Here is a 19,669-nt window from a genome sequence, read left to right on the forward strand (position 1 = left end):
CACCCCCGCAACCGGCTGACTACGACGCCGGATCGAAACGAACCTATCTGCCGGATGAACTTTATTGCCACTCGATCGAAACAGTCGAGTAGTGATGCGACCTCGCCCGCAGCCCCGCTGTTCGTTCCCTGACTCTCGAGTGCGTTCCCGGAGCGTGATCGAGCCGTGAGTTCGACCCGTATCCGGGTCGGTCTCTGGGCACGCATGGCCCTCGCCTCGGCGCTCTGTCTCCTGCTGATCGGCGCCGTCGTCGGTGCCGGGCTGGTGCTCGTCGCCGTCCCAGTCGCCGGCTTCATCTGGTACGCGGTCGATGTCCTCGCGCTCGTCCTCCCGGTTTCGGTCGCGGCGACACTCGCGGTCGCGACCGTCGCTCTCTCGCTGTTCGCCGTCGAGCTGGGTCTTCGAGCCCTGCGAACGGCCCGGACGAAGCCGGCGTCGGTGCGTCCGGGTCCGCTCGCGGAGGGCGTCGTCGAACTCGGCGCGTACGTCCTCTTGCTCTCCTCGCTGCTCGTCGCCCTCGCGACTCTGCCGTTCGCGGCCAGCGTCCTCCCCGCATCCGTCTTCGCCGCGCTCGTCGTGTTCGGCGCCTTCTACCTGCTTACGATCTCGTACGTCTGGGCCGCTCGAGCCTGGGTCCGATCGCGAAACGACGGCGAGGACCGACTCGAACGAAGCGCCGCAGGCGACCAGCTTCTCGTCGCCGTCCTCGCCGTCGGCTACATGAGTGTCGTGTACTCGGAGCTGTTCGCCGTCGTGCTCGTGGTCGCCCTCGTCGCGATCGGTCTGGGCGCGATACTCGCCCCCGGCGCGCTCGACGTCGCTCGGGATCGGCTCGTGGCGTACGTGGAGGACGGGGACGAGGAGGCGGATCCGGAGAAGGCGTACCACGGGATCGCAGAGAAGGCGCGACAGATCGCCGCCCGTCTCGAGCGCGCGCCTGGCCCGCGGCCGACGCTTCTCGTCGCGCTCGGCGGTGTCGTCATCCTCGCAGGGAGCTACGCGGCGACGACGATCTGGTCGTTCGAAGCGCTGGCCGTCGCCGTCGGCGCGGTCGCCGCGTCGGCGTTCGTCGGCGGTCACTTCGTCGACGCAGTTCGCGGCGAGTTCGGCGGCAATGCCGCCGTCCTCCGGAACCTCGAGCTCGAGGACGATCTCGACCGAGAGCCGGTCGCCGAAACGACCGTAGACGACCGCGAACTGGCCGACATCCGGACCACCGTCGCGCGCCTCGCCGGGCAGGCGGACGTTCCGGCCCCCGACGTTCGGCTCGTCGATCGGCAGACGCCGACCGCGCTGGCCGTCGGCTACCGACCCGCGACGTCGACGATCGTGCTCTCACAAGGGATCGTCGACTCGCTCGAGGGCCGCGAACTCGAGGCCGTGCTGGCTCACGAGCTCGCCCACGTCGCGAACCGCGATGCGGCGGTGTTGACCGCGCTGTCGGCACCCGGCAGCGTTGCGCGGACGGCGACCGGTCGGTACGGGTTCAATCCGGTGCTCGAGCCCCTGGCAATGCTTACGAACGCGGTCAGCCGCGCCGCCGTCGCGTTCGTCGCCCGTGGCCGGGAGTACGCGGCCGACGACGCGGCCGTCGCGATTACCGGCGATCCGGCGGGGCTGGCGAGCGCACTCGAGATGCTCGACACCGACCTCGAGCGCCGCCCGGAGTCGGATCTGCGGGAGCGGGATGTAACGGCGGCCTTCTCGATCGTTCCGCCACCGTGGGAGCAACACCGGTTCTTCGATCGGACGCGACGCCTCGTGGCTCGCGGACTGTTCGGGACCCATCCCGCGACCGAGCGACGGATCGATCGGCTCCGGGCTCACACCTAAGGACCAGCCCGCTGGCCCGTCAGCGCTTAGCTCGAGCCGTCGTCGCTCGCCCGCGAGATCGTTCCCTCCGCGGTGGAGTGTCGCGGCTCGGCACCGACCTGGAGGTCGTCGTCTTCGACGACAATCGCGTTCCCGGTACCGAACATCCCGGCACCCTCCTCGAGGTCGTGGCCTCTGTCCTCGAGGTTCTCGAGCACCTCCGGTGGGAACTCGGTCTCGATCTGCAGGGTGCCGTCGGCCTCGTAAGGGTAATCCGTCGAGGGGAAGGCGGTGCTGACGAACCGCGGGCGGTCGACCGCCGCCTGGGCGTCCAGCCCGAACTCGACGACGTTGAGAAACTGCTGGGTCTGGCCTTGGGGCTGGGTGTCGACGCCGGTGACCCCGCCCAGCACGTAGGGACGCCCGTCCCGGAGCGCCATGTACGGGTTCGAGGTGTGTCGAACCTCGTAGCCGGGCGTCAGCCGGTTCGGGTCGTCCTCCTCGAGGGCGAGCATCCGCATCCGGTTGTTGACGTGAATCCCGGTGTCGCCGATCACGAGGAACTGCGCGCCCAGGCTGGTCGTCACCGCGGCCGCATTGCCCTCGCCGTCGACGACGTGGAACGTGGTGGTGTGGTCGACGTCGGTCTCCTCGAGTCCGGTGTCGATCGGCCACTCCATGGCCTCGTCCGGGTCGATCCGGTCGCGCTGGTCGGCAGCGTAGTCGTCCTCGAGCAGGCCTGCGACGGGGACGTCGACCTGGTCGGGATCGCCGACGTGGTGGTACCGATCCGCGAACGCGAGCTTGATCGCCTCGACCTGGAGGTGGACCGCGTCGGCGTCGTCCGGCTCGAGGTCGTCGAAGTCGAACTCCTTCAGGACGTTCAGCGCCAGCAGCTGGGTAATCCCCTGGCTGTTGGGCGGGTTCTGGTAGACATCGACGTCCCCGTCGTACGCGATCGAGAGCGGCTCGACGATCTCGGCCTCGAACTCGTGGAACTCCTCGAGGGTCAGGTAGCCGCCGTGCTCGTCGGCGTGGTCGACGATCGCCTCGGCGATCGGGCCACGGTAGAAGTAGTCCCGTGCGGCCCGGATCCCGGCCGCTCGGTCGTTCCCGTCGGCGTAGGCGTCGGCCAGGTCCTCGAACGTGTCCGCCATCGCGTCCTGGGTGACGGTGTCGCCCTCCTCGAGGAGCTCCCCGTCCTCGCGGTAGATGTCGGCCGCAGCGGGTCGGTCCGCGATCAGATCGGCTTCGTCCGCGAGCCAGCCCTCCATCGCCGGGCTAACCGGGTACCCCTCCCGGGCGAGTGCGATCGCGGGCTCGAGGATGTCCCCGAGATCCAGGTCGCCGTACTCGGCGAGCCACAGCATCCAGCCGTCCCAGGCGCCGGGGACGACGGCCTGGTGGATCCCCGCCTCGTCCGCGCGCTCCTCGTAGTCCTCGGGCGTCGCCTCGAGTCCGGCCGGACCGACCCCGTCCAGACTGGTCACCTCGTCGGCCTCGGCGTCGTAGTACAGCGCCCAGGTCCCCCCGCCAAGCGCCGAGGAGAACCAGGGTTCGACCACGCTCAGAGCGCAGGCAACGGAAACGGCGGCGTCGGCGGCCGTCCCGCCCGCCTCGAGAGTCTCGAGTCCGGCCTCGGTCGCGAGATGGTGCTGGGAGACGACGGCCCACTGGTCTCCCCCCGATTGTTCTTCGGATCCGTCGCTCGAGAAGCCGGCACAGCCGGCGAGACCCGCGGCGCCGGCTCCGGCGCTCGTTACCAGCAACTCCCGACGGCGAACGTTCGTACCCATACCGAAGGCCAGCGACGCGAGAACAAAAGCGAACGGGACGGTTCGAACCGTAGCGAGACGCTACGGTCCGTGCGAGAACGAGACTGGAGCGTCCTCGAGCGAACCGGTAGCGGTCGATCGGCCGTCTCAGACGGTCGGAGACGGCGTCGGTGTCGACAGATCAGTAGTCGTCGTCGTAATCGTCGTCTTCGTCGTGGTCGTGGTCGTCGTCTTCGTCGTAATCGTCGCCGTAGTCGTCGTCTTCGTCGTGGTCGTCGTAATCGTCGTCCATCGCCTCGTCGCCCTCGACGACGTGAATCTCGCCGACCATATCCTGGGCCTCGTGGGGTTCACAGACGTACTCGTAGGTCCCCTCCTGCTCGAAGGTGTGCTCGTACGTCGCGCCCGCGTCGAGGTTCTCGGGTTCGCCATCCCAATCGGTGCCGTCGGGAACCGAGGTCGGAACGACGTTGTGGCCGTCGGAGTCCCAGACGAACTCGACGGTCGTTCCGGCCTCGACCTCGAGGTCGTCCGGATCGAAGACGAGGTCGCCGTCGGGGCCGACGGTGACCGTTTCGCCGTCGGGAATCTCGTCTTCCTCCTCGTCCGCTCCGTCCTCGTCGTCGTCGGGCGCGGCGTCGAGGACGACCTCGAGGTCGAAGGGCTCGTCGGCGGGCGCGGCGTCGGGGTCGAGATAGCCGACAGCGAACGCGGAGTAGACGTTCCCGGCTTCGGGGCTGACTTCGAAGGTCGCGACGACGTCGCCGTCGTTGCACTCCGTCGCGGGTCGCACTTCGAGGCAGTAGTCACCCGGTGGTACTTCGAGCGCCCCTGCCTCGCCGAAGGCGACGTCCTCGAACAGCACCATCTCGCCGTCATCGACGGTGACGTCGACCGCTGGCGCGTCCGGTGAGGCGTGGACGAGGCGGACGCGGGCATCTTCGCCCGGATCGCTCACGTCGTCCTCGAGGACGGCCGGTGCGAACGGCTGGTTCTCCTCGCTCAGCTCGCCCAGCGCGGCGATCGTGAACGCGCCCTCGGCGAGTTCGAGCTCCTCGTCGAAGACGACGGTGTCCGGATCCTCCGCCGCCGAGATGGCGACGTTGGCGGCTCCGACCGGCAGCTCGAGATACTCGCTGACGGCCCGAAACGGCACGTCCTCGAGGACGGTGTCGCCATCGACGCTCACGTCGACGTTCGGCGCGTCCGGCGAGAGATGGGCTGCTCGTACCTGCGCGACCTCCCCTTCGTCGTCGTGGTCGTCGTACTCATCGTCGTGGTCGTCGTACTCGTCGTCGTCCCCCCCGTGCTCGTCGCTCGTCCCGCTGAAACTGGCCGCAACCAGCCCGGCTCCGGTGGCTCCGATCAGCGTTAGCGTGCGTCTGCGGGTATGTCCTTGCGACATAGACACATGTTGGGCGTTCGCAATATTATCGATCACCCCTAACGAGGTAGGAAGACGAGAAGTCGTGAGACCGGTTTAGCGTGTGGTCTGGCGGGCAACGAGTTTCCCGTACGTTTCGGGCATGGTACGTTTCGGGCATGGTACGTTTCGGGCATGCGACGATTACCTGAGAGGGGAGTCGGCGAGTAGATCGCCTCGGAGCGACAACACTGTGTCACAGCTGCGCCGCTCGCCGAACCAGAGGGCTCGACTCTAGTACTTGGGGTCGGCACCAGTCGTCTCGTACACCGCCTCCATCAGGTCGTCGCGGCGATCCTGCCAGCTGTCGAGCGCGCCGGGATGTGAGGGGTAGTGACCGTAGTGCTCGAGCAGGTCGTCCGCACACTGCTTCGTCCGGTAGAGCGTCCAGATCGTCCTCCAGTGGTCACGGCTCTTGAGCAGCGCCTCGAACTTGAGCTTCGTGCCGATGTCCGTGCTGCCCGAGTACAGCGCCTCGGCGAGCTTGTCGCCGGGCATCGCCGCGAGCAGCCCCATCAGGTCGTCGACGTCGACCGCTGTCGAGAGGACGTTGTAGACGTCCAGCGCGGCGTAGCGGGCACCGAAGTGGTCCATCACCTGCTGGTTGTACTCCCAGAGGGCCCGCTCGCCGACGTCGCCGGCCTCGATTCCGTTGACGGCGGCCTCCGCGGCGTACTTGCCGGCGTAGGCCGCGCCCGCGATCCCGCCACCCGTCGTGGGGTTGACGTGGCCTGCCGCGTCGCCGACGGCCATGTAGCCCGGGTGGACCGCCGAGTCGTAGGGTCGACGAGTCGGGAGGGCTGCGCCGAGCTTGTCGTCGACCGTCGCGCTCTCGAACTCCGATCGGCTTCGGAGGTCGCGTTTCAGGCTCTCGACGAGCTTCATCGGCTCCTCGGTCATCTGGAAGCCCAAGCCGACGTTGATCTCGGTCTCGGTGCGAGGGAAGTACCAGAGGTAGCCCGCCGCCCGCTCGGTCGGCTTGAACACCAGGGCGTCGGACCACTCGACGGGGTCGTCGACATGGACGACCTCGCGGTAGCCCGAACAGAAGTGGGTGTAGTCCACGTTCGTGTCGAACGTCGACTCCGAGAAGTCGACGTGGTCCTGCAGCACCGACAACGAGCCCGCCGCGTCGATGACGACCTCGGCCTCGTACTCGACGAGCTCGCCCTTCCGCATCGCCCGAACGCCCGTGACGCGGCCATCTTCAGCCTGGGTGACGTTCTGAACGACGGTGTCGTAGTGGATCTCCGCACCAGCGTTCGCGGCACCCTCGATGACGAGCTTGCCGTACTCCCAGCGATCGACGACCGCCAGCTCTCCGGGGATCGGGATCTCGAGGACGGTGTCCTCCTGAGGAATCTCGAAGCGGCCGTGGTCGACGTCGGTGTTCGTGAAGGCGGGCTCGATCTGAGATCTGGGGATCGCGTCGGGAAAGTCCGCCGCGCCCTTCAGGGCGTCCCCGCAGGCGATGTGACCCGCCTCCTGCTCTGACTTTCGCTCGAGGAGCACGACGTCGTACCCCTCGCTCGCGGCGGTCGCTGCCGCGTAGCTGCCCGCGGTGCCGGCGCCGACGACGACGACGTCCGTCGATCGGGTTCCGGACGTTCCGGCGACCGACCGTTCCTGCGTACTCATATGGAACAGTGTGGATTCCGGGGTAAGAAAACGTTTTATGTGCAGTTTGGCGAGCCAACGACGGAGTCGCCATAGCGGAGCTAATAAAGAGTTTTGACCGGGTCGTTCGTATCGCTCCGTATGACCGAGTACACCGTCGAGTTCGTCGGCACGGGGGAGACGATCACCTGCACGGACAAGGAGACGATCCTCAGCCGCTGTCTCGAGGAGGGGATCGCCCAGGAGTTCTCCTGTCGGGTTGGGATGTGTCTGGCCTGTACCGCCGAGATCCTCGAGGGGGAGGTTACCCAGCCCGCGGCGCGCGGGTTCACCGAGGAGGAGGCCGAGAACTACGCGCTGACCTGTATGGCCCGTCCCCAGTCGGATCTCAAACTCGAGCGGGGGAAGTACCCGCCGAGCATCGAGGGCGACCTCGCGGGCGACGAGCCGGCGACGGCCGACGACTGACACGACGGGAGACGGTCGTGCGTCGCTCTCGCACACCCGCGGTAGGGATTCCCGCGCCATCGTACTACGGACGGTATGGACCCCACGAGGCGCGGGTTGCTCGCGACGGCCGCGGCGGTTACGACGGCGTCGCTCGCGGGTTGTGTCGGCGACACGGACGCGATCGGCCCGTACGAACCCGACGGGGAGTCCGGAGGGGCGACTCCCGAAGAGATGACCGCATCGCCCGACGAGGACGCCGTCGCCGAGACGGCGATCCCGATCGCGGACGATCAGCTCCCCGTCAGCTACTCGCTCGAGACGCTCCGGGGTGAAGTCATCGACGGCGGCGTCCCCCAGGACGGCATCCCCTCGATCGACGACCCGGTGTTCGAGCCCGTCGCGGACGTCGGCGACCGCTTCCGCGCGGACGATCCCGTCTTCGGCGTCGTCCGGGAGGGGGAGGCGCGGGTCTACCCGCAGTCGATCCTCGTCCACCACGAGATCGTCAACGACGAGATCGGGGGCGAGTCGGTCGCCGTCACCTACTGTCCGCTGACGGGGACCGCAATGGGGTTCGAGCGTTCCGGCGTCGAGTTCGGCGTCTCCGGGAACCTGGTGAACAGCAACCTCGTCATGTACGATCGGGAGGACGAGAGCATGTGGCCCCAGATGCTCGGTACGGCGATCGAGGGCCCCCTCGAGGCGGCCTCGCTCCGTGAGTTTCCGGTCCACTGGAGCACCTGGAGCGACTGGCAAGCGGCGTATCCGGAGTCGACGGTGCTCACCGAGGACACCGGGTACGTCAGGGATTACGACGACGACCCCTACGGGATGTACAATCCGAGTAGCGGCTACTACCGCGAGGACAGCGATCCGATCTTCGAGCCGCTGCGAACCGACGACGACGAGCCGCCAAAGCGGATGGTGCTCGGCGCCAGACCGCCCGAGGGGCCGCTCTCGATCGACCACGAGACGCTCGCGGACGAGCGACTGCTCGAGATCGACCACGGGGACGCGACCCTGCTCGCGGTTCACGACCGATCGATCGACGTCGGCCACCTCTATCGCAACCCCGACGGGGAGACGTTCGAACTCGAGGACGACCGACTCGTTGACGCGGACGGTGACTCCTACGAACCGGGCGAGGCCCCTCTCAAGCGGGTGTACGTCTACGACGCGATGTGGTTCGCGTGGACGGGGTTCTACCCCGACAGCGCACACTTCGGGTGATCGCAGTGACAAAGACCCTCCCGGAGCGGATCCGAGTTCGAGTCCGCGACACAGGGCAGGCGAGCCGGCTCGCCGTCAGCCGGCTCGACGCGCTCGCGGTCGCCGGGCTCGTCGCGGCGGCCTACCTCGCGGGATACCTCTGGTCGACCGACCGACTCTCCGTTCGGGCCGGGCTCGGCGGCTCCGTGACCGTCGTCGACGAGCCGCTGGCGCGGGCGTTCGAGCGAACCGGCCAGCTCCAGTTCGAGCCCGTCGCGCTGGTCGATCTGTGGGTCGTCCGCCTGCTCGTCTCGCCGATCGACGTTCTCGTCGGCGCCACGATCGCGGGACTCGTGGGGCTCAACCTCGCACTCGCGTACCTCGCGCTCGTCCAGCCCCGATCCTGTGGACTCGGCGCCGGTGCTGGTGCAGCGGCGTCGGTCCCGGCGCTGCTCTCGGGAACCGTCTGCTGTGCGCCGGTGATCGTCATTGCGCTTGGTGTGCAGGTGAGCGGCACCCTCCTGACGGTCCTCCCGTGGCTGTTGCCGCTCGGAGTCGTGCTGTTGCTGGGGAGTCTGGTCTACGTGGGCGGACTGGTGGATACAGAAAACGGCCGACGGGTCAGTTGACGAAGTCGATGTCGTCCTCGCCGCGAGCGCCGCCCCGGCCTCGAGCCTGCGTGCCCCGCTCGGGCTGTGTCGGCTCCTCGTCGCCGTTGCCGTAGATCTGTGGCGACTCGACGCCCGTGACGACGATCATCGTCCGCATGCTGCCCTCGAGGCTCTCGTCGATCGAGGTCCCCCAGATGATGCGGGCGTCGGGGTCGATCCGGTCGTAGATCTCCTCGACGACGCCCTCCGCTTCCTCGATGGACATGTCGTTGCCGCCGGTGACGTTGACCAGCGCGGAGGTCGCCCCGGAGATGTCGACGTCCAGAAGCGGCGAGCGCAGCGCGGTCTTGACCGAGTCTTCGGCCTTCGCCTCGGAATCGGACTCGCCGAGGCCGATCATGGCGACCCCGCCGCGTTCCATGACGGTCCGAACGTCGGCGAAGTCGAGGTTGACGAGACCGGGCTTCGTAATCAGCTCGGTGATCCCCTTCACCGAGCGCATCAGCACCTCGTCGCTGACCTTGAACGCCTGCCGGACGGGCAGCTTGCCCACGGAGTCGAGCAGGCGGTCGTTGGGGACGACGATCACCGTATCGGAAACGTCCCGGAGACGCTCGAGGCCGGCCTCGGCGTTGGTCCGGCGGACCTCGCCCTCCGCGGTAAACGGCGTGGTGACGATCGAGATCGTGAGCGCTCCGGATTCCCGGGCCGCCTTCGCGACGACGGGCGCCGAGCCGGTGCCGGTGCCGCCACCCAGTCCGGCGGTGACGAAGACCATATCGGAGCCATCCAGCGCGCCGGTGATGTCTTCCTGGCTCTCGAGGGCGGCCTCCTCGCCGACCTGCGGGAGCGAGCCGGCGCCCCGGCCGCCGGTCTTGTCCTCGCCCATCAGGATCTTGGTGTCGGCCTCGATCTCGACCAAGTGCTGGACGTCGGTGTTCGCGGCGACGAGCTTCGCTCCGTGGATCCCCTCCTCGTGCATGCGGTTGACGGTGTTGCCGCCGGCGCCGCCGCAGCCGACGACCGTGATGTCGGTCTGGAGATCCTGCAGAACGTCCTCGAGTTCGTCGTCGGTCATCGTGCCGCTGTTGTCGACGCCGTTCGCGGCCGACCGGTCCGACCCCGACGCGTCGGGGACGTTCCCCTCCGCGTTCTCGGCCTCGTCGATCGCGTCTTCGATAAGAGAGTCCATTCCTGGGAGCCTGTAGTAGATGGAGCATAATTACCTTTCCCCTACACGTCAGGCGCCCGGAGGCGGGATAAGGCGGAGTTACGTGTCGCGACTCGAGAACGAGTGGACCGTCGGACGCGGTCGAACAACCGAGGACTTCCCTCCCGGACCCGACCGGTCAGAACTCGAACCGGTGGGTGCGCTCGCGGTGGACGGCCTCGGGGTCGATCTCCTCGCCGTTGACCGTTACCGCTTCGCCGTCCGCGAGCGCGCCGAACGCCGGCCCCTCGGAAACGCCGAGCGTCCGGGCAAGCTCGGGGTCGAACGCTAGCTCCTCGGCGACGACGGCGTCGTCCTCGACCGCGACGCGCTCGAACTTCGCCTCGAGAACGTCGGCGACGGCCTCGATAACCTCCCGTTTCGCCTCGGGATCGGGGAGGGCGACGCGGCTTCCGACGCGGCTGCCGGCGTTCTCGGTCTCGAAGGCGACGGCGTGGCGTTCGAACGACTCCCGGACCCGATCGGGATCGACGCCCTGGGCGGTCTCGAGCAGCTCCTCCGGCAGTTCGCGGACGACGAACGACTCCTCGCGGCGGTCGCCGAACCGAACGCCCTTCTCGACGCGACCGAGCTCGGCTTCGACGGCGTCGACGAGCTCGAGCGGGCAGTCGCCAACCGCGCGCAGCCAGGTCTCGCCGACGATCCGGCGATCGAGGTCGTCGAGAAGGTCCTCGAGGACGGGCCACTCGCCGTCGAGCACCGCCAGCTCGGCGCGGCTCGCCTCGAAGGCTCGCTCGATGACCTCGCGGTGGGTCTCGGGGTGGCCCATCGACTCGAGCGCCCAGTCGGCGGCAATATGGCCGACCGCCCACTCGGTTTCCTCGACGACCCGCTGGAAACGGGGCGCGTAGTGGTTCCCCCCGAAGCCGACGACCTGCCTGTCGCGGTGGGCGTCGACCCCGCGGAGCTCGAGGATCGCCCGCGCAACGGCCGCGGCGCCGTCGGGGTCGTCCCACTGCTCGTCGTCGCTTCCGAGCTCCGCGAACAGCGACGGACAGCCGACGTCGCTCGGGCCGTGGTGGGTACATTCCATGCCGACATCGTACCCCTCGGGTGCGTGGACCTCGAACGCCTCGAGCAGCCGGGCGAGGGCGTTCGGACAGGCCTCGGCGAGGGCGTCGTCCTCGCCGCCGAACTCCGCCGAGCCGAAGTTGCCTGTGAAGTGGCCCGTCAGCAGGGCGCCGGTGTCGCCGGAGTGGCGGGAGGCGAACACCAGTAGCTCGGGGTCGCAGTCGAAGGCTTCGGCGGGGCGCTCGAGGTCGAGGTGGAGGTCGTCGAACGAGCGCAGTTCGGCGCCCTCGAGGCGGTAGTACGTGCCGCCGCCGTCGGCCGCGGGACGGTCGGGGTCCCCGCGTTCGATCCAGTCGGCCAGCGAGCGAAGCTGCTCGCAGACGTGGACGGAGGCACGATCGGCGCGGCTCTCGACGATTGCGATCACGTCGACTCCTCGGGGGCGGGGCCTCGAATACGCTCCGCTTTCGATCGGCAGCGAAGGAACTCAGTCGGAGGCGACCTGCGGGTTCCGGCCAGTCGTTCCGGACGGCAGCAGGCCGACGTAGTCGTCGAGGTCGAGCGCGAACGCTCGATCGGTCGTCGGCTCGATCCACCGGAACTCGAACTCCGAGCCGTGTTCCTCGCCGCCGTCCCGGACCGTGTGGGTCCAGCGGTCTCGGGGTTCGTGGACGGTCGCGTGGAAGAAGTGGCGGACGTAACACTTCGGCGGGGACTGGCGCCGAACCCAGATATCGGTCGTGAGGTGTTCGGTTCCCTGCAGCGTCGCGAGACCGCTCTCCTCGCGTACCTCGCGGAACACCCCTTCTCGAGGGGACTCGTCGCCCTCGAGGGTTCCCTTCGGAATCTGCAGGCCCTCATGTCCCGGACCTTCGAAGACGAGTAACTCGCCCGTCTCCCGGGTGATGTACGCACAGGCCTTCCCGACGTACGTGGTTTCTTTCGATTCGCTCATACGTTTCGTACAACGGGTATCCCGTAAAGTCCACTCCCAAATCCTTTGGGCACTACGGGACGAGCAGGTAGAGGAAACCGGCGTAGCCGGCGAGGAGAACGGCGCCGTCGAGCCGTGAGAGCCGCCGTCCGTACCCCATCATCGCGACCAGGACGACGGTGAAGCCGACCAGTATCGGGAGCTCGAACCGGAGCGTGCTCGGGGCGATCTCGATGGGGGTGATCAGCGCGACGATACCGAGCACCGCGAGCACGTTGTAGATGTTCGAGCCGACGACGTTTCCGATCGCGAACCCGGTCTCGCCGCGGACGGCTCCGACGGCCGAGGCGGCGAGTTCGGGGAGCGACGTCCCGAGCGCTAACACGGTGAGCCCGACGAACAGCTCGGAAAAGCCCAGTTCGAGCAGCAGGTCGGTGCCGCCGGCGACGAGCCACCGCGAGCCGACCACGAGCGCGAGCAGCCCGCCCCCGACGAGCGCGAGATCCCGGAACGAGACTCCGTCGCTGGCCTCGGGTTTCTCCTCGGCCGGCATCGGGTCGGCGTTGACGTAGTACAGCAGGTAGGCGGTGAATCCGGCCAGCACCAGCAGGAAGATCGCTCCCTCGAGGCGGCCGATCCGACCGTTCCCGCCGAAGGCGACCAGCAGTAGCGCCGCGAACACCATGAAGGGAACGTGGCGTTTCATCACGGTCTCGCTGACCGACAGGGGCCTGATGAGCGCGGCGACGCCCAGCACCAGTCCCACGTTCGCGATGTTCGAGCCGACGACCGCGCCGAGTCCGATATCCGTCGAGACGTCGAGGGCGCCGATCGTCGCGACGAACAGCTCGGGGGCGGTCGTCGCGAACGCGATCACCGTGACGCCGACGGTCGCCGCCCGGAGGCCGATCCCGAGCGCGAGGCGGCCGGCCCCGGCGACCAGCAGCTCCGCACCGGCGTACAGCGCGACGATCCCGGCTCCCAACAGGAGCACAGAAACCCCGGTCTCCGACAGCATACCGGTCGCTACTCGAGACCGTGGGATAAGCGACCCGGAACCCGACCGAAGCGCTGCCGGAGTCACACCCGTTATACGCCCGCTCGCTCGAGTCGACGTATGGCTATGGACGTCTACGGACTGATCGGCAACCCGGTCGGCCACTCGCTGTCGCCGCCAATGCACGAGGCCGCCTACGACGAACTCGCACTCGACGCCCGGTACGTCACCTTCGAACCCGCCGCCGACGAGCTCGAGGCGGCGATTCGGGGCGCCGAGGCGCTCGGCGTTCGGGGACTGAACGTGACGATTCCCTTCAAGCAGGACGCCCTCGAGGTCGTCGCGGCCGACGAGCTGGCGAGTCGGATCGGCGCGGTGAACACGATCGACTTCTCCGGCGAGGAGCCCACGGGTCACAACACCGATGCCGCCGGCGCGTTGCGCGCGCTTCGGGATCACGACGTCGTGCTCGAGGGAGCCGATGCCATCGTGGTGGGTGCGGGCGGTGCCGGCCGGGCAATCGCGTTCGGGCTCGCCGACGCGGGCGCCGCCGTGACGATCGCGAACCGGACCGAATCGACGGCACACGAACTCGCCGACGAGGTGCCCGGCGCGATCGGTCGGGGACTCGAGGACCTCGAGGCACTCCTGGCCGATGCCGACGTGCTCGTCAACGCGACCAGCGTCGGGATGGAGGAGGACGCGACGCCGGTGCCGGCCGAGGCACTCCACGGCGAGCTGGCGGTGCTCGACGCGGTGTATCGCCCGCTCGAGACGCGACTGCTTCGGGAGGCTGCGTCGGTCGGCGCGCCGACGGTCGACGGCGCCTGGATGTTGCTCTACCAGGGCGTCGAGGCGCTCGAGCTGTGGACCGACCGCGAGGCACCGGTTGACGCGATGAACCGGGCGTTACGCTCGAGATTGTAGACGCGACCGGAGGAGCGGTCGTTCACCGCGGTCATCAGGCGAATTTAAGTGGTGCGAGTTAACTATATCCAGCTAATGGCAATCCTCCAAAAGCTGAAGTCGCTGCTGGGGTTCGACGACTCTGGCTCGGAGCGTGGGGACGCTCGGGACGTCGGGGTAACGGTCGAACGAGAGCGCGGGGCCGACCCCGACGAGGAGTCGGCGGCCGCCGAAACGACGGCTTCGGCCTCGACGGGGTCGATGACCGAGGCGAACGACACGCCACACGCCGCGGCGGAGCCGGCCGAGGCGACGGGTCCGACACAGTCTGACGCGACGCCGACCGAATCGAAGGAACCCGGTGAGCAGGGTGTTCGCGACGAGGAACTCGTCGACGACGAGCCGGCGCTCGAGGCCGAATCCGAGACCGAGTCTGCAGAACCGGCCGACCAGATCGAGTCGGCCGAATCTGGCGATCTCGAGGAGTCGACCGAGACTGAGACGTCTCCGGACGACTCCGACGCGGCTGCCGAATCCGAACTGGAGGCCGAGTCCGAGACGCTGGACGAATCGGGGTCCGAGAGCGAGGCGCCGGACGAGCCGGATTCGGAAGCCGAGGCCGAGGCCGAATCCGACGAGCCAGCCGACGACGAGACGCCAGAGGTTCCGGACGAACCCGTCGACGTCGTCAAGGGGATCGGCCCCGCGTACGCGGATCGGTTGGCCGACGCCGGCGTCGAAACCGTCTCCGAGCTCGCCGACGCCGACGCAGCCCACCTCGAGGCCGAGACCGACATCGCCGAGAAGCGCATCCAGGGCTGGATCGACCGGGCGAAGGTCCGCTGACCGCGTCGAGGAACCGTACACTGATTAGGGTCACGACCCTCCGCGAGGGTATGAGCGATCCGCGCGTCGTCACGACGGCCAACTCGTTTCGCGCCGCCGCCCGCGACGGACTCGACGGCGACGGGGTAGCGGCCGCCCGCGTTCCGGTCACCGTCCGTCTCTCCGTCTCCGATCCCTTTCTCGCGTACCGCAGCGCCCGCGACGGCGACAGCGGCGTCTACCTCGAGACCACCGGCGGTCAGCCCGGCTGGGGGTACTTCGGTACCGATCCCATCGACGGGCTCACCGTTGGCCCGGATTCGACCGTGCGGGGCAGAACCGGCGACTCCCCGACGCTTGCGGCACTCGACGGGCTGCTCGACGACGAGGAGCTGGTTCGCGGGGACTGCGAGGTTCCCTATCCCTGCGGGGCGGTCGGCTGGCTCTCTTACGACATCGTCCGCGAACTCGAGGAGCTGCCAGCGTCGGCGATCGACGACCGCGGGCTCCCCCGCCTCGAGGTCGGCGTCTACGACCGGTTGGCGGCCTGGGAGGAGCCGACGGCCGACGACGAGGCGACCGAACTCCGGATCACGGCCTGTCCGCGCGTCGAGCCCGGCGACGACCTCGAGGACGCCTACGATCGGGGTCGGGAGCGAGCGCTCGAGCTTTCCCGGGCGTGTCTCGAGGGCGACCCCGAAGTCGGCGACCCACCCGTTGCGACCGACGAGGCGACCTTCGAGAGCGACTGCGGCCGCGAGGCCTTCGCGGACCGCGTTCAGCGAGTCAAGGAGTACGTCCGGGACGGCGACACCTTCCAAGCGAACATCTCACAGCGGCTGACCGCGCCCGCTGCGGTCCACCCCGTCGCGGCCTACGACGCGCTCCGGCGGGTGAATCCGGCGCCGTACTCCGGACTGCTCGAGTTCCGCAGCGCCGATCTGGTGAGCGCGAGTCCGGAGCTCTTGCTCGAGCGAGACGGCGAGTTCGTTCGGACGGAGCCGATCGCGGGCACCCGGCCCCGGGGCGAGACCACGGAGGAGGACGCCGAGCTCGAGGCGGATCTGCTCGCCGACGAGAAAGAACGCGCCGAGCACGCGATGCTCGTCGACCTCGAGCGTAACGACCTCGGGAAGGTCAGCGCGTACGGCAGCGTCGATGTCGAGGAGTACCGACGGATCGACCGCTACTCGGAGGTAATGCACCTCGTCTCGGACGTCACGGGCCGGCTCCGTTCGGACGCGACGCTCGCCGACGCCGTCGCGGCGATGTTCCCCGGCGGGACGATCACGGGCGCGCCCAAACCCCGGACGATGGAGATCATCGACGAGCTCGAGGCGACCCGGCGAGGTCCGTACACCGGTAGCGTCGGCATCTTCGGCTTCGACGGGCGAGCGACGCTGAACATCGTCATCCGAACGCTCGTCCGCCACGACGAGGAGTACCATCTTCGTGTGGGCGCGGGGATCGTCCACGACTCGGATCCCGACAGCGAGTACGACGAGACCCTCGACAAGGGGCGGGCGCTGATCAACGCCATCGACGACGCGCTCGGGGAGCGAGCCGGAATGGGCCTCGAGTCGACGGAGGGAGGTGGCGAGGATGACTGAACCGACGCGGATCGTCGTCGTGGACAACTACGACTCCTTCGCGTACAACCTCGTCCAGTACGTCGGCGAGGTCGCCGACGAGGTCGTCGTCAGACGGAACGACGAGATCGACCTCGAGGACGTCCGCGAACTCGATCCGACGGGGATCGTCGTCTCGCCTGGTCCCGGCACTCCGCAGGAAGCCGGGATCTCGATCCCGCTGTTCGCCGAAACGGAGTACCCCATCCTCGGGGTCTGCCTGGGCCACCAGGCGCTGTGTGCGGCCGAGGGCGCCCCGGTCGTCCACGCACCCCACGTCGTCCACGGCAAGCCCTCGCGGATCTCCCACGACGGTTCGGGGCTGTTCGACGGCCTCCCCGAACGGTTCCAGGTCGGCCGCTACCACTCGCTTGCCGTCGAGCGTGAGGACCTCCCCGACAGCCTCGCGGAGACGGCCCGGACCGCCGACGAGCGGGGCGTCCTGATGGCGGTCCGTCATCGGGAGAAACCGCAGCTAGGCGTACAGTTTCATCCCGAGAGCATCCTCACTCGCGACCCCGAGGAGGACGCCAACGGCGAGATCTCGCTTTCGGTCGGCAAGCGGATGGTCGAGAACTTCTGTCGGTTCGCCGCCGACCACGAGCGACCCGACTCGCGGGGCGAACGATGAGCAACCGACTGTACCACGTCGACGGCGAGCTCGTTCCCGCCGAGGAGGCGACCGTCAGCGTCGACGACCGCGGCTTTCGCTACGGCGACGCCGCCTTCGAGACGCTGCGGGCCTACGGCGGGACCGTCCTCGACTGGGCGGCCCACCGCGAGCGCCTCGAGGGGACCTGCGACGCCCTCTCTCTCGAGTACGGGCTCTCGGGGAGCGAACTGCGGAACCGAATCGACGAGACGCTCGCGGCGAACGACCTCGCGGACGCCTACGTCCGGCTCTCGGTCACCCGCGGGGTCCAGCCGGGCAAGCTCACCCCCCAGCTCGAGGTCGATCCCACGGTCGTCGTCTACGCCAAACCGCTCCCCCGCGGCGGGCTCGAGGGCGAGCCCGTCTGGGACGGGCCCGCGACGGTTCGCAGCGTCGAGACCCGACGGATCCCCGACGCGGCGCTCCCCTCGAGCGCGAAGACCCACAACTACCTCAACGGGATCCTCGCCCGGGCGGAACTCGAGGGCGAGGCCGACGAGGCGCTGCTCTCGGATCTCGAGGGGCACGTCGCCGAAGGCGCGACGAGCAACCTGTTTTTCGTCCGCGACGGAACGGTCTGTACCCCCACGACGGACGACGACGTCCTGCCCGGGATCACCCGAAAGACGGTCCTCGAGCTGGCTCGAGCGGCCGATCTCCCGGTCGAGGAGGGGAGCTACGGGCTGGCCGAGGTCCTCGAGGCCGATGAGGCCTTCCTCACGAACCGAACCTGGGAGCTACGCCCGGTAGCCTCGCTCGATGCGGTCGACCTCGGCGGCGGGCCGGTAACGGATCGCCTCTCGAGGCTGTACGACGAGCGCGTCGAAAGCGCCTGTTACTGATCGCTCGGTGCGCGGACCGAAAATGTCAGTGTGTTGTACGAAACACTACTCGTATGGACAAACCCAAAAAGAGTATGGACGTCTTCGCTCTGGAGATGACGGTTCTCCTCCTGGCTCCACCACTCGGTTTGGGTGCGTTTCTCGCCGTCCTCGGCGAGCCCGCGGACTTCCTGCCCGGGTTCGGTGTCGGCCTGATCGTCGGCGTCAGCGCGGCCAGTCTGCGCAACGAGATCCGCGGGGCTCGAGACGCGAGCGACGACTGACCGGGACGGGTCTCCGCCTCGAGCCGTCGGGAACCGCCATACGCGGCCGGACTCTCGTTCACGGTCTGCCGATCGGAACGTCCGATCCGCGACGGTGAAGCCGACCCCCACGCCGATCACGACAGAAAGGGAGCGCGTCGGCTCGAACCGACCGAACAGCAGCAGCTCGAAACTCGAGAGAGCCACGAACGCGAGGATCGCCCAGAGAAAGACAGAACGGACGACGGACGACGGACGGGCCGTTCGCCTCGAGAGGCGGTTCGGTTCGCGATAACGCTTTGGGCGCTCGGAGTCGAGGGGTTCGAGGTCGGTCAGTCCGCCGGCTCGGGCATCGCCGATCCCTCGGTGTCGGTCTCGAGGAACTCCCGTTCGACGCCCGCGAGTTCCGTGACGAACGCCGAGCCGAACGCACTGGCCGGGGTCTGGAACCCGTTCTCGACACCGACCTCGAGGACGCGTTCGACGGCGCTGACAGCGGCGTCGGCCGTCAGCGCGTATGGGTTGGGCGTCCGGAGGCGGCCGCTGTGGCGCTCGCCGCTGTCGTCGTCGACGACCTCGCCCCAGACGGTTGCGGATTCGGTCGCCAGGGCCGTTCCGTCGGGACCGTCGAGGAGGGCGTCGATCGCGCGGGTCGCCGCGCGTTCGACCGACGGCCGCTCGAGGAGCCACCCCAGCGAGTCGGTCGCCGACAGCAGTGGCTTGCTCCACTCGGGAACGGCGCCGTAGACCTCGACCGTCTCGATTCCTGTCGTGTGGGCCGCGGTGACGACGTCGCCTAGCGGGATCGTTACGGCGTGTTCGGGACCCTCCCCGAAGTCGATCGTCCGGCTTCGGAAGGCCGCGGGGACGTTGAGTAGCCGTCCATCCCGACGGATGACCCCCCCTTCTCCGGCCAGTTCGACGAACGTTCGGGCGGTTCCCGGGGAGAAGCCGTACTCGCTCTTGACGCCCAGCTGAAGCCGATCGGCGGTCGGCAGACGCTCGTGGAGCATCGCGGCCAGACAGTCGGTCGGCACGACGTCGAACCCGACCCCGGGAAGCAGCGTGATCCCCGCTGCGCTGGCCGCCTCCCCGTATTGGCGGAGGCGTTCAAATACCGGGAACTCGCCCGTAATGTCGAGGTAGTCCGTCCCCGCCTCGAGACAGGCCAGCACGAGCGGTTCGGCGGTTCGCTCGAACGGACCGGCGCAGTTCAACACGGCGTCGAACGCCTCGAGATCGTCCTCGAGCGGGCCGTCCGTGAGATCGATCGCCCGTCCCTCGAGGCCGAGCTCCTCGGCCTGTCGGGCGACCCGGTCTCCGTCGCGCCCCGCGAGCGTCGGCGAGCCGCCGCGAGCCACGGCCTCGCGAGCGATCAGCCGGCCGGTGTAGCCGTACGAGCCGTAGATGAGGAGGGAGTCCATGCCAGCCGTTAGGGGTTCGGCGTGTTAAAACTCCGTCAGACAGTCTCGAAACGTTCACGAACACTGACTCGTAACTGGAC

The 19,669-nt window shown here is 68.5% G+C and carries 18 protein-coding genes; 10 read left to right on the forward strand and 8 right to left on the reverse strand.

The features are described 5' to 3' along the window. The first annotated feature begins 165 nt into the window (after positions 1-165). Positions 166-1,833: a M48 family metalloprotease gene (locus QA600_RS07075; RefSeq protein WP_345782013.1), complete on the forward strand. Its 1,668-nt coding sequence runs from the start codon at positions 166-168 to the stop codon at positions 1,831-1,833. A 26-nt stretch (positions 1,834-1,859) separates the two neighbouring features. Here QA600_RS07075 and QA600_RS07080 read toward each other — a convergent pair whose 3' ends face one another. The 3 genes from QA600_RS07080 to QA600_RS07095 all read right to left on the reverse strand — a co-directional run bounded on the left by QA600_RS07080 (position 1,860) and on the right by QA600_RS07095 (position 6,648). Next, a complete protein-coding gene (locus QA600_RS07080; RefSeq protein WP_278291251.1) occupies positions 1,860-3,608 on the reverse strand; it encodes a gamma-glutamyltransferase family protein in 1,749 nt (582 codons plus the stop codon). 160 nt (positions 3,609-3,768) lie between these two features. After that, complete coding sequence (locus QA600_RS22805) at positions 3,769-4,992, reverse strand: DUF4397 domain-containing protein (protein ID WP_345782014.1); 1,224 nt, start codon at positions 4,990-4,992, stop codon at positions 3,769-3,771. 252 nt (positions 4,993-5,244) lie between these two features. Continuing rightward, entirely contained in the window at positions 5,245-6,648 is a 1,404-nt protein-coding gene (locus QA600_RS07095; RefSeq protein WP_278291252.1) for a geranylgeranyl reductase family protein, read from the reverse strand. 120 nt (positions 6,649-6,768) lie between these two features. Between QA600_RS07095 and QA600_RS07100 the strand changes: the two genes are divergently transcribed. The 3 genes from QA600_RS07100 (at position 6,769) to QA600_RS07110 (ending at position 8,915) form a co-directional block, all read left to right on the forward strand. Beyond that, positions 6,769-7,095, forward strand: coding sequence for a 2Fe-2S iron-sulfur cluster-binding protein (locus tag QA600_RS07100; protein ID WP_278291253.1), 327 nt, complete (start codon positions 6,769-6,771; stop codon positions 7,093-7,095). 75 nt (positions 7,096-7,170) lie between these two features. Beyond that, positions 7,171-8,307: a DUF3179 domain-containing protein gene (locus QA600_RS07105; RefSeq protein ID WP_278291254.1), complete on the forward strand. Its 1,137-nt coding sequence runs from the start codon at positions 7,171-7,173 to the stop codon at positions 8,305-8,307. Between the two features lie 5 nt (positions 8,308-8,312). Next, positions 8,313-8,915 carry a hypothetical protein gene (locus tag QA600_RS07110; protein WP_278291255.1) on the forward strand — a complete coding sequence of 201 codons (603 nt, stop codon included), beginning with the start codon at positions 8,313-8,315 and terminating at the stop codon, positions 8,913-8,915. Here the strand turns inward: QA600_RS07110 and ftsZ are convergent. The 4 genes from ftsZ to QA600_RS07130 all read right to left on the reverse strand — a co-directional run bounded on the left by ftsZ (position 8,908) and on the right by QA600_RS07130 (position 13,091). Then, on the reverse strand, positions 8,908-10,089 hold the full coding sequence (gene ftsZ / locus QA600_RS07115; RefSeq protein WP_278291256.1) for a cell division protein FtsZ: 1,182 nt from the start codon (positions 10,087-10,089) through the stop codon (positions 8,908-8,910). The two genes, QA600_RS07110 and ftsZ, sit on opposite strands and share 8 nt — an antisense overlap. Positions 10,090-10,246: 157 nt before the next feature. Beyond that, a complete protein-coding gene (locus QA600_RS07120; protein WP_278291257.1) occupies positions 10,247-11,566 on the reverse strand; it encodes a D-aminoacyl-tRNA deacylase in 1,320 nt (439 codons plus the stop codon). A 60-nt stretch (positions 11,567-11,626) separates the two neighbouring features. Continuing rightward, positions 11,627-12,094, reverse strand: coding sequence for an NUDIX domain-containing protein (locus tag QA600_RS07125; protein WP_005553945.1), 468 nt, complete (start codon positions 12,092-12,094; stop codon positions 11,627-11,629). A gap of 52 nt (positions 12,095-12,146) precedes the next feature. Further along, entirely contained in the window at positions 12,147-13,091 is a 945-nt protein-coding gene (locus QA600_RS07130) for a calcium/sodium antiporter (RefSeq protein WP_278291258.1), read from the reverse strand. A gap of 105 nt (positions 13,092-13,196) precedes the next feature. On the opposite strand from QA600_RS07130, the gene QA600_RS07135 reads away from it, so the two are divergent. The 6 genes from QA600_RS07135 to QA600_RS07160 all read left to right on the forward strand — a co-directional run bounded on the left by QA600_RS07135 (position 13,197) and on the right by QA600_RS07160 (position 18,186). After that, a complete protein-coding gene (locus QA600_RS07135; protein ID WP_278291464.1) occupies positions 13,197-13,997 on the forward strand; it encodes a shikimate dehydrogenase in 801 nt (266 codons plus the stop codon). A 75-nt stretch (positions 13,998-14,072) separates the two neighbouring features. Beyond that, positions 14,073-14,822 (forward strand): helix-hairpin-helix domain-containing protein, encoded by a 750-nt coding sequence (locus QA600_RS07140; protein WP_278291259.1) that lies wholly within the window; start codon positions 14,073-14,075, stop codon positions 14,820-14,822. A gap of 50 nt (positions 14,823-14,872) precedes the next feature. After that, complete coding sequence (gene pabB / locus QA600_RS07145) at positions 14,873-16,411, forward strand: aminodeoxychorismate synthase, component I (RefSeq protein ID WP_278291260.1); 1,539 nt, start codon at positions 14,873-14,875, stop codon at positions 16,409-16,411. Beyond that, on the forward strand, positions 16,404-17,060 hold the full coding sequence (locus QA600_RS07150; protein ID WP_278291261.1) for an aminodeoxychorismate/anthranilate synthase component II: 657 nt from the start codon (positions 16,404-16,406) through the stop codon (positions 17,058-17,060). Before pabB ends, QA600_RS07150 begins: the two co-directional genes overlap by 8 nt. After that, a complete protein-coding gene (locus tag QA600_RS07155; protein WP_278291262.1) occupies positions 17,057-17,923 on the forward strand; it encodes an aminotransferase class IV in 867 nt (288 codons plus the stop codon). The genes QA600_RS07150 and QA600_RS07155 overlap by 4 nt, the downstream gene beginning before the upstream one ends. Before the next feature lie 74 nt (positions 17,924-17,997). Then, positions 17,998-18,186 carry a hypothetical protein gene (locus QA600_RS07160; RefSeq protein WP_278291263.1) on the forward strand — a complete coding sequence of 63 codons (189 nt, stop codon included), beginning with the start codon at positions 17,998-18,000 and terminating at the stop codon, positions 18,184-18,186. Between the two features lie 311 nt (positions 18,187-18,497). On the opposite strand, the gene QA600_RS07165 is transcribed toward QA600_RS07160, so the two are convergent. Then, positions 18,498-19,589: a saccharopine dehydrogenase NADP-binding domain-containing protein gene (locus QA600_RS07165; RefSeq protein ID WP_278291264.1), complete on the reverse strand. Its 1,092-nt coding sequence runs from the start codon at positions 19,587-19,589 to the stop codon at positions 18,498-18,500. Positions 19,590-19,669 lie beyond the last annotated feature (80 nt).

This window comes from Natronococcus sp. A-GB1 (genome assembly GCF_029688845.1).
Classification (GTDB): domain Archaea; phylum Halobacteriota; class Halobacteria; order Halobacteriales; family Natrialbaceae; genus Natronococcus.

What these genes read in the sequence shown, in the direction of transcription:
- QA600_RS07160 (WP_278291263.1), top strand. Translation starts at nt 17,998, where the DNA reads ATGGACGTCTTCGCTCTGGAGATGACGGTTCTCCTCCTGGCTCCACCA.
- QA600_RS07080 (WP_278291251.1), bottom strand. Translation starts at nt 3,608, where the DNA reads ATGGGTACGAACGTTCGCCGTCGGGAGTTGCTGGTAACGAGCGCCGGA.
- QA600_RS07125 (WP_005553945.1), bottom strand. Translation starts at nt 12,094, where the DNA reads ATGAGCGAATCGAAAGAAACCACGTACGTCGGGAAGGCCTGTGCGTAC.
- QA600_RS07135 (WP_278291464.1), top strand. Translation starts at nt 13,197, where the DNA reads ATGGACGTCTACGGACTGATCGGCAACCCGGTCGGCCACTCGCTGTCG.
- QA600_RS07165 (WP_278291264.1), bottom strand. Translation starts at nt 19,589, where the DNA reads ATGGACTCCCTCCTCATCTACGGCTCGTACGGCTACACCGGCCGGCTG.
- QA600_RS07100 (WP_278291253.1), top strand. Translation starts at nt 6,769, where the DNA reads ATGACCGAGTACACCGTCGAGTTCGTCGGCACGGGGGAGACGATCACC.
- QA600_RS07150 (WP_278291261.1), top strand. Translation starts at nt 16,404, where the DNA reads ATGACTGAACCGACGCGGATCGTCGTCGTGGACAACTACGACTCCTTC.
- QA600_RS07130 (WP_278291258.1), bottom strand. Translation starts at nt 13,091, where the DNA reads ATGCTGTCGGAGACCGGGGTTTCTGTGCTCCTGTTGGGAGCCGGGATC.
- QA600_RS22805 (WP_345782014.1), bottom strand. Translation starts at nt 4,992, where the DNA reads ATGTCGCAAGGACATACCCGCAGACGCACGCTAACGCTGATCGGAGCC.
- pabB (WP_278291260.1), top strand. Translation starts at nt 14,873, where the DNA reads ATGAGCGATCCGCGCGTCGTCACGACGGCCAACTCGTTTCGCGCCGCC.
- QA600_RS07140 (WP_278291259.1), top strand. Translation starts at nt 14,073, where the DNA reads ATGGCAATCCTCCAAAAGCTGAAGTCGCTGCTGGGGTTCGACGACTCT.
- ftsZ (WP_278291256.1), bottom strand. Translation starts at nt 10,089, where the DNA reads ATGGACTCTCTTATCGAAGACGCGATCGACGAGGCCGAGAACGCGGAG.
- QA600_RS07095 (WP_278291252.1), bottom strand. Translation starts at nt 6,648, where the DNA reads ATGAGTACGCAGGAACGGTCGGTCGCCGGAACGTCCGGAACCCGATCG.
- QA600_RS07105 (WP_278291254.1), top strand. Translation starts at nt 7,171, where the DNA reads ATGGACCCCACGAGGCGCGGGTTGCTCGCGACGGCCGCGGCGGTTACG.
- QA600_RS07155 (WP_278291262.1), top strand. Translation starts at nt 17,057, where the DNA reads ATGAGCAACCGACTGTACCACGTCGACGGCGAGCTCGTTCCCGCCGAG.